At 34.1% G+C, this 7219-nt stretch carries 9 protein-coding genes; 4 read left to right on the top strand and 5 right to left on the bottom strand.

Annotation, left to right across the window (positions count from 1 at the left end; all coding sequences use genetic code 11):
• Both RM519_RS11985 and RM519_RS11980 read right to left on the bottom strand, forming a co-directional pair.
• A partial coding sequence (locus RM519_RS11985) for a DUF8740 domain-containing protein (protein WP_489753985.1) occupies positions 1–1236 on the bottom strand: 1236 nt, incomplete at its 3' end.
• Between the two features lie 4 nt (positions 1237–1240).
• The gene (locus RM519_RS11980; RefSeq protein ID WP_311594054.1) at positions 1241–1720 is read right to left on the bottom strand and encodes a T9SS type A sorting domain-containing protein; all 480 of its coding nucleotides are present in this window, start codon (positions 1718–1720) and stop codon (positions 1241–1243) included.
• A gap of 155 nt (positions 1721–1875) precedes the next feature.
• Here RM519_RS11980 and ligA point away from each other — a divergent pair, with 155 nt between their 5' ends.
• Both ligA and RM519_RS11970 read left to right on the top strand, forming a co-directional pair.
• Entirely contained in the window at positions 1876–3885 is a 2010-nt protein-coding gene (gene ligA / locus RM519_RS11975; RefSeq protein ID WP_311594053.1) for an NAD-dependent DNA ligase LigA, read from the top strand.
• Complete coding sequence (locus RM519_RS11970; protein ID WP_311594052.1) at positions 3878–4546, top strand: lysoplasmalogenase; 669 nt, start codon at positions 3878–3880, stop codon at positions 4544–4546. The genes ligA and RM519_RS11970 overlap by 8 nt, the downstream gene beginning before the upstream one ends.
• A gap of 15 nt (positions 4547–4561) precedes the next feature.
• On the opposite strand, the gene RM519_RS11965 is transcribed toward RM519_RS11970, so the two are convergent.
• The 3 genes from RM519_RS11965 to RM519_RS11955 are packed head-to-tail and all read right to left on the bottom strand — an operon-like array spanning position 4562 to position 5663.
• Positions 4562–5041 (bottom strand): VOC family protein, encoded by a 480-nt coding sequence (locus tag RM519_RS11965; protein WP_311594051.1) that lies wholly within the window; start codon positions 5039–5041, stop codon positions 4562–4564.
• The gene (locus tag RM519_RS11960) at positions 5011–5223 is read right to left on the bottom strand and encodes a hypothetical protein (protein ID WP_311594050.1); all 213 of its coding nucleotides are present in this window, start codon (positions 5221–5223) and stop codon (positions 5011–5013) included. Before RM519_RS11960 ends, RM519_RS11965 begins: the two co-directional genes overlap by 31 nt.
• Before the next feature lie 56 nt (positions 5224–5279).
• Positions 5280–5663 (bottom strand): DoxX family protein, encoded by a 384-nt coding sequence (locus RM519_RS11955; RefSeq protein WP_311594049.1) that lies wholly within the window; start codon positions 5661–5663, stop codon positions 5280–5282.
• 110 nt (positions 5664–5773) lie between these two features.
• Here RM519_RS11955 and RM519_RS11950 point away from each other — a divergent pair, with 110 nt between their 5' ends.
• Together RM519_RS11950 and dapA are read left to right on the top strand one after the other, a co-directional pair.
• The gene (locus RM519_RS11950) at positions 5774–6283 is read left to right on the top strand and encodes a DUF6913 domain-containing protein (protein ID WP_311594048.1); all 510 of its coding nucleotides are present in this window, start codon (positions 5774–5776) and stop codon (positions 6281–6283) included.
• The gene (gene dapA / locus RM519_RS11945; protein WP_311594047.1) at positions 6283–7158 is read left to right on the top strand and encodes a 4-hydroxy-tetrahydrodipicolinate synthase; all 876 of its coding nucleotides are present in this window, start codon (positions 6283–6285) and stop codon (positions 7156–7158) included. Before RM519_RS11950 ends, dapA begins: the two co-directional genes overlap by 1 nt.
• The last annotated feature ends 61 nt before the right edge of the window (positions 7159–7219 follow it).

The raw sequence follows: 7219 nt of genomic DNA, 5'->3' as shown, positions 1-7219 counted from the left end.
ATCTCCTGTGTTTGTTCCAGTATTGTTAGCAATATGAGTATCAATTTGTGCGTGTGTATTCGTTCCAATGTTAGAGAGTAATAAATGATCTGTTGTTCCTGCAGGACCTTGTGGTCCAGTTGCACCATCAGCACCAGGGTCTCCTTGTGCTCCGTCAGTACCATCAACACCAGGATTTCCTTGTGGTCCCTGTGCACCGTCTGACCCGTCAACTCCTGCTGGTCCTTGCGGTCCAATAGCCCCATCGGCACCATCGGTTCCTTCAAGAGAAGCAAGCCATGCAGTTTCATCACCTACGAATCCGTCATCGACCGCTACTTCATAAGCAGATTTTCCATCAATACCATTCGAGCCATCGGCTCCATCAGCCCCTGCTGGTCCCTGCGGTCCAGTAGCTCCGTCTGTTCCATTTGTACCATCAGGACCTTGGAGAGATGCAAGCCATGCAGTTTCATCTCCTATAAATCCATCATCCACCGCTATTTGATAAGCAGATTTTCCGTCTATACCATTCGAACCATCGGCTCCGTCTGCACCATCAACACCAGGGTCGCCTTGTGGTCCTTGAGGTCCGGTTGCCCCGTCAGTTCCATTTGTACCATCAGCACCTTGCAGAGAAGCAAGCCATGCAGTTTCATCACCTACGAATCCGTCATCGACGGCTACTTCATAAGCAGATTTTCCATCTGCACCATTAGTTCCATCAGTACCATCATTACCATCAGCACCATCGGCACCTTGCAATGATAATAGCCAATCAGCTTCTGTACCAGCAAAACCGTTTTCAACAGCAACTTCATAAGCAGATTTTCCATCGGCGCCATCAGTGCCAGCACCTCCTCCATTAAGTGCAAATAACGCATAAGGAACACTGAGTAACTCAGAAGTGCCCACAATTGTATATGAAACTCCACCTAGTGGATCTGTTTCATTTCTTATAAAATAAGGACCATCGGACCAATCTATAGCACTGAATTCATTTAGAGTTGTACCTGTTCCAATTTCTAACGTTACTAATCCGTTGGCATTCGTGTTTTTAACGTGCGTTTCGGTATAAACAATTGAACCAGAATCACTGCCCTGTAAAATTGTAATCCGTATACCGACGCTAGTGTCTTTAATTAAATCGTTTGCGCCATCTCGAATAACAGCCTGATAACTCATTTTATTAGGAGCCTGAGAGAATGCTGTGGATGTAATTATAAAAGCGAAAAATAAAAAGTAGATTTTTTTCATAGGATTAATTCTTTATTATTCGAAAGGATTTGACAAGGCCTTCGTTAATTTCTGAAATATTTAAGAAATAAACAGCAGAGGATAATTCTTTTAAGTTTATTTCCGTAATTTTTTGACTAATTTTATTTGAATTAATTTGTTTTCCATTTATATCATGAAGTAAGTAAGATAACTCGAATTTAGAATAATGAGGTGTTTTTAAATGTAAAACATCAATTGTGGGGTTTGGGTATACCAGAAGGTCTAAAATGATATCTTCAAATCCTGGAAGATCTAATTCATAAATTTCATAAGGCTGTTGCACACCTAACGAAGAGGAATATTTTCCATTATCTGATTTTTTGTAGAATATTTGACCAATGGAATAACTAACTGTTCCAGTTCCTGTTGCTTCACCTCCTGTTGCAGGAATACTTTCTTGGCAAAACATCAAAATAGGTGTAAACGTAAGTAAAAAAAGAATTAGAAATGCCCTAGAATTCATAACTTAAGGGGTTTAACATTTTCGCGCAAATATAGTGATTTTTGTTTACGTCTTATTTTCAGCTCTTTCCTTACAAAGGAATATTGAATAATTGGTTATTTTAAGTTGATTTGAATGTAAATAATGTAATTTTATCCAAATTAATTTCTTCAAAAATGTCTGAAGCCATACAATTAATAATTGAGAATTTACGCACAGAATTAAGACAGCACAATCATAATTATTATGTGCTAGATAACCCAACTTTATCTGATTATGAATTTGATCTAAAGTTGAAAGAACTTGAAAAATTAGAAAATGAATATCCTCAATTTGCGGATCCAAATTCACCAACACAAAGAGTAGGAGGAGGGTTAACAAAAAATTTTGAAACAGTTACACATAAGAATAGAATGTATTCTTTAGACAATTCATATTCGAAAGAAGACTTACTAGATTGGGAAAAAAGAATTCAAAAGATAACAGGGGTTAATGAATTGGAGTACACTTGTGAGTTGAAATACGATGGAGCATCGATAAATTTGACATATGAGAACGGTAGCTTAAAAAGTGCAGTAACTCGGGGAGATGGATTTCAAGGCGATAATGTAACTACAAATATTAAAACGATTAAATCGATACCTCTTATTATAGATAGTAGTTTTTCTGATTTCTTCGAAATTAGAGGTGAGATCATTCTGCCTTTAAATGGTTTCCAGAAAATGAATGAGGAAAGAGAGGCAGCGGGTGAAGAAATGTATCGAAACCCTAGAAATACGGCAAGTGGTAGTTTAAAATTACAAGATAGTTCAGAGGTGGCTAAACGGCCTTTAGATTGTTTGTTATATCATATTGTCGGCGATAGATTACCAGTAGATTCTCATTTTGACGCTTTAGAAACAGCAAGGGAATTGGGGTTCAAGGTTCCAAAAGCAATTCAACTTTGTAAATCTATCGATGAGGTTTTTCAATTTATTACCGAATGGGATGTTAAACGTCATGATTTACCCTATGAAACAGACGGTATTGTTGTAAAAGTAAATAATTTGCATTTGCAAGATGAATTAGGTTACACAGCCAAGGCACCACGTTGGGCAATTGCCTATAAATTCAAAGCGGAGCAAGAAAGTACGGTGTTAAATGAAATTACGTATCAAGTTGGTAGAACGGGGGCAATTACACCCGTGGCTAATTTGGAACCAGTTCAACTAGCCGGAACTATTGTAAAAAGAGCCTCATTGCATAATGCAGATCAGATTGAAAAGTTAGATATTAGAGAGAACGACACGGTATACGTAGAAAAAGGAGGTGAAATCATCCCAAAAATTGTTGCTGTTGATTTGGGGAAAAGACCGTTGAATTCGGTTCCTACAATGTATGCAACTCATTGTCCTGATTGTCAAACAGAATTGATTCGTAAAGAAGGTGATGCCAAACATTATTGCCCAAATGAATTCGGCTGCCCAACCCAGATAACAGGTAAAATTCAACATTTTATTAGTAGAAAAGCTTTAAATATAGATGGCCTTGGTTCTGAAACGGTGGAATTACTGTTTAAAGAACGGTTAATCCAAAATTACGCAGATCTATATGATTTGACTATAGAGCAAATTATCCCACTTGAAAGAATGGCTCAGAAATCGGCTGAGAATATGATTGAAGGAATACATAAATCAAAAGACATTCCATTTGAAAAAGTGTTATTTGGGTTAGGAATTAGATTTGTTGGTGAAACTGTTGCAAAAAAGCTAGCAAAACATTTTAAATCGATAGAAAAGTTAATGAATGTGACATTTGACGAATTAGTAGCAGTTGATGAAATTGGCGAGAGGATAGCTCAAAGTATTGTCGATTTTTCGAATGATTTGGGAAATATTTTAATTGTAGATCGATTAAAAAGGTATGGGTTGCAGTTAGAGGTTTCGAAAGAGTCTGAAGAAGGACAAACGGATATTTTAAATGGGAAATCAATTGTAGTTTCTGGTGTTTTTCATGTTATGAGTAGAAATGAATTGAAAAAATCTATTGAAGATAATGGTGGGAAAGTTTCGAGTTCCATATCTAAAAAAACAAGTTTTATAGTTGCTGGTGATAACATGGGGCCGAGTAAATTGGTAAAAGCTGAAAGTTTAGGAGTTTCCATTATTTCAGAAACAGATTACTTAAAATTATTAGGTGGTGAATAAATCGTATCATAGCAAGGTATGGTTATTGCTTTTTACAATTATTTCATTGTTGCATTTAACAGGATTTATAATTGAAAACGATGCACTTCGTCATGTAACAAAACCATTTATTTTAATTTTTTTAGGCCTGTATTATTGGAGTAGTGTAGTTGTAAAAAGAAAACTCTATTTAATTGCTCTATTCTTTTCATTTTTGGGAGATGTACTTTTAATTTCCATTTCAGAATTAAGTTTTATGCTTGGCTTGGGTGCATTTCTTTTGTCTCATCTATTTTACATTTCTTTGATATTAAGAAGTATAAGAAAGAGTTCTTTTAGTGATAAAATGATGGCTGCAATTCCTTTCGTTTTATTGTTTTCTGGCCTTATTTATTTGTTAAAGGATAATCTAGGAGGATTGCTAGTACCAGTGGTATTGTATGGTTTGGTGATTTCTTTGTTTGGAACTACTGCTTTATTAAACTATAATTTAGAAAAATCAAAGCCATCTAAGGAATTGCTAATAGGCGCAATTTTGTTTATAGTTTCAGATAGTATTTTGGCAATTAATAAATTTTTCAGTGCTAGCGAACTTATGGCCATTTCGGTTATGATTACTTATATTTTAGCTCAATACGTTATCTGTACTTCTGTTATAAATAATTTAAAAGAAAGGAGTTAGTAGAAAAAGGATTCCTTATTTTACATCATCATTCACTTCTATCCAATAACCATCGGGGTCTTGAAAGTAAATTTGCTCGACATTATCTCCACGCATATTTGTTACAGTTGCTTCTCCCCACCAATTTTCAAAATGAATATTAAAGCTTTTTAAATGCTTCATTAATTCTTTTAGATGATTTGTCGCAATTGATAAATGGATTCCCTTGGGGAGTTTAACCAATTCTTTAGACTCAATTAAATGAATTTCAGATTGATCAGCAAGTTGGAACCATCTTGTAGTTGACGGAATGCCTTCCGGAGTTTCCATTTCCGTAATATGTAAAACTTTCGAGTAGAAATCTGCGCTTACTGATACATCTTTTACATGTAATGCCAAATGGCTATTCGAAAATTCAAAAGATTGCGAAAATGCGTTGTAACTTAGAAAAAGCAATGCTAAACTAAAAAACGAATTACAAAGAATTAAACGGCTTGTTTTGGTTTTTCTAACCATTTATCATTTTTAGATTCTCCAAGGATAATAATTTCTTTAACACGACGATATTCTGAAACAGCCTCCATCATTTCGGTTCTGTTCTCTCTTCTAATTTTAATACCTGTTTTAGCCCCTTTATTACGAACTTCAATATAAAATCCATCTCTTAATTTGGCTGGTCGTGTAGGTGGTCTTCCCATAGTTCTTCTTGTTTTTTTAAGTGGTTAAAGATAAAAAAAAATATGTTAATTGCAAGTTAAATTTTAGACCCTAAAAACGGGATGTTTTTTCGCTCTATAAATAGTACAATTAAACTTAATAAAAGCACTAATAGCGCCATGTAGAACAGCCTTCCGCCATCATTATTAATTTCTATTCCTAGGTCTGTTAAATGCATTAATACTGCTCCGGAGATTATGCCCGAACTCAAAAAAGCGCCTGCCCAAATGGTATTTTTATTTAGAATCAATAAAGCTGAAATTAGTTCCAAGACACCAATTCCAATTCTACCATAGGGCTCCATTCCAACTTTGGTAAATATGTAAACACTATCCGGATGAGCACTAAATTTAAAATATAAGGTTTGTATTAGTAGAGCTGCAATAATCAATCTTAAAAATAAGTAGAAATTTAGTTTCATGTCGTATTAATTTAACATTTAGACGAAATTTGTTAACTATATTACAATTGGTTCAATATTTAATTTTTACCGAGACTTTTTATTTATTTTTGTAGTCCAATTTTTTGTTCATGATTTTACAGAGTTTTAAACTTAAGAATATTGATAGAAGAACTGAAAAGCATCTTCAAAAAGAAAGGATAAACGACAGAGTAAACAATTGTATTATCAATTCAGTATTGATTTTTGTTGATGAACACTTTAATGAGGTTTATTTAGATGCTTTGACCGAAGCACTTCCGATTAAAAAGGAGAATATTCAAAAGATCATTTTTTGTTCTGGTAAAAATAATGAAGGAATTGAAAATGTAATAAGCGCTAAAGACTTTGGATTGTTCGGCAAGTTTAAGAGAAATATATCACAATTAAATTTTGATAAAGGGGTTGATTTAATTATTAATTATACTCACAATAATAGTTATGTTGATAATTTAATTACCCAATTAAATGCAAGTTTTTCGGTTGGGGTTCGAAATAAAAATGGAAAAATATACGACCTAATAATTGAGGTTGAAAAGAATGAACTAGAATTGTTCAATGTAGAGTTAGAAAAATATTTAAAGATTTTAAATAAAATATAATGCAAGAATTAGTAGGGACTGGAGTAGCATTGGTAACACCATTTAACGATGATAAATCGGTGGATTATGATGCTTTGGAGCGATTGGTTAATTTTCAAATTAAGGAGGGTGTAGATTATTTAGTTGTACTTGGTACAACCGGCGAACCGGCTACGTTAACTTTAGATGAGCAGGAAAAGGTTAAATCTAAAATAATTGAAGTAAATGCTGGTCGTTTACCATTGGTTTTAGGAGTTGGCGGAAACAATACTATGGCGATTGTATCTACATTGCAAAAAATTGATTTGTCTAATTATATGGCTATTTTATCAGTGTCTCCATATTACAATAAACCAACTCAGGAGGGGATTTATCAGCATTTTAAAGCAATTTCTGAAGTGAGTCCTTTACCTATAATTGTTTATAATGTACCTGGAAGAACCGGACAGAATATGGAACCATCAACAGTTTTGAGGTTAGCGAATAGTTTTAAAAATATTGTTGCGATTAAAGAGGCTGCAGGAGATTTAGAGCAAGCAAAAGAAATTATTACAAATAAGCCGGAAGAATTTTTAGTGATATCTGGTGATGATATGATTGCTTTACCTATGACTTTAGCCGGAGGGGCAGGTGTAATTAGTGTAATTGGGCAAGGGTTACCTAAAGATTTCTCTAAATTAATTCGATTAGGTTTAAAGGGTGAATCTAAAGCAGCAAATGAAATACAGCAGAAATTAGAAAAAAGTATCGATTTAATATTTGAAGAAGGTAATCCTGCAGGTATAAAAACACTCTTAAAGAATTTTGATATTTGCAATGATGTGGTTCGATTGCCTTTGGTAAAAGCAACAGCAGAATTGCAACTAAAAATTCAAGACTTTATCAAAGCCTACTAACGAAATAGTATTAACAAATAATTATGAGGAGTTCTCAATGTACTTGGGGATTCCTTATTTA

The sequence above is a fragment of the Urechidicola vernalis genome, assembly GCF_031846385.1.
GTDB classification, from domain to species: Bacteria; Bacteroidota; Bacteroidia; order Flavobacteriales; family Flavobacteriaceae; genus Urechidicola; species Urechidicola vernalis.
This window is presented reverse-complemented; position numbering and strand designations above follow the sequence as displayed.

Bases quoted from the DNA above. Each gene is read 5' to 3' on its own strand.
- RM519_RS11950 (WP_311594048.1), top strand. From the start codon at position 5,774: ATGATTTTACAGAGTTTTAAACTTAAGAATATTGATAGAAGAACTGAA.
- ligA (WP_311594053.1), top strand. From the start codon at position 1,876: ATGTCTGAAGCCATACAATTAATAATTGAGAATTTACGCACAGAATTA.
- RM519_RS11980 (WP_311594054.1), bottom strand. From the start codon at position 1,720: ATGAATTCTAGGGCATTTCTAATTCTTTTTTTACTTACGTTTACACCT.
- RM519_RS11960 (WP_311594050.1), bottom strand. From the start codon at position 5,223: ATGGGAAGACCACCTACACGACCAGCCAAATTAAGAGATGGATTTTAT.
- RM519_RS11955 (WP_311594049.1), bottom strand. From the start codon at position 5,663: ATGAAACTAAATTTCTACTTATTTTTAAGATTGATTATTGCAGCTCTA.
- RM519_RS11965 (WP_311594051.1), bottom strand. From the start codon at position 5,041: ATGGTTAGAAAAACCAAAACAAGCCGTTTAATTCTTTGTAATTCGTTT.
- dapA (WP_311594047.1), top strand. From the start codon at position 6,283: ATGCAAGAATTAGTAGGGACTGGAGTAGCATTGGTAACACCATTTAAC.